This is a genomic window from Burkholderia sp. SCN-KJ (genome assembly GCF_024656005.1).
Classification (GTDB): domain Bacteria; phylum Pseudomonadota; class Gammaproteobacteria; order Burkholderiales; family Burkholderiaceae; genus Burkholderia.
In genome coordinates this window covers 1-987 of the sequence record NZ_JANKOG010000091.1, presented here as the reverse complement: position 1 = coordinate 987, position 987 = coordinate 1, and the positions used below count along the sequence as shown (strand labels likewise).

Sequence of the window (987 nt, the reverse complement as noted above, 5' to 3'; positions counted from 1 at the left end):
CGACCGTCCACCAACCAGCGGCAATCGAAGTATTGGCCGTCGATAACCAGCGGGCAACCGAAGTGCATGCCCGGATTTATGAACACCGGCCCATTTCGTCCCCCTTCGGCCGTGGTTCTGAGGCGGAGACGTAGTACCACATCAGGTTGCATCAGATTCCCTCCCGGGCCAAGGTTCGCCTGAACTCACGTGGAGAGCGATACTTCAACGCGCTATGCGGATGCTTCTCGTTGTAATGCTCGAACGCGATAGCGAGATTGCGCACTGCGCTCGCGGCGTCTGGCTTGGGCATGAACGCCACGTAGTCACGCTTCATCGTCTTCACGAAGCTTTCTGCCATGCCGTTACTTTGCGGGCTGCAGACAGGTGTGGTCAATGGCTTCAGGCCAATGCCAGACGCGAAGACCCTGGTCTTTTCCGCCGTATAGCCCGAGCCGTTGTCCGTCAGCAATTCGATTTCCGTCGGAGCCTTCAGGACGTTGCCAAAGCGGTTCTCAACGGCTGCCAGCATGACATCACGCACCACGTCGCCGCTGTGGCCGCCAGTCGTTGCCGCCCAGCTCAACGCTTCCCGGTCACAGCAATCTAGAGCGAACGTGACGCGCAGCGGTTCGTCGTTGTCGCAACGAAGCTCGAAGCCGTCAGAACACCAGCGCTGGTTGCTCTTAGCCACTGCGACCTTGCCATCGTGCCGACGCTGCGGCCGTGGTGGAGAGGGCCGGCGTTGTAGCAGCAAGCCGTGAACGCGCATCACCCGATACACGCGTTTGGCGTTCACGGGGGCGATACCCCGGCGCTCCCGCTCGCGGCGCAACATGCCTCAAACGCGGCGGTAGCTGTAGCTCGGCAGCCCAGCGACGGTCTGCCGAATCTCTTCCACCAGTCCGGCATCGTCCGTCTTCCTGGCACTACGTCCATCCAGCCAATCTGCCGGCCTTGCAAGCCTTGCCGCCATGTTCGAGCGCGCTACACCGAGAACGTCGCAGA

1 pseudogene is annotated in these 987 nt (G+C 61.4%); it reads right to left on the bottom strand.

What is annotated here, in order from left to right:
* Positions 1-151 precede the first annotated feature (151 nt).
* Positions 152-987, bottom strand: a pseudogene (locus NQV17_RS37755) (IS3 family transposase); the annotation flags it as partial.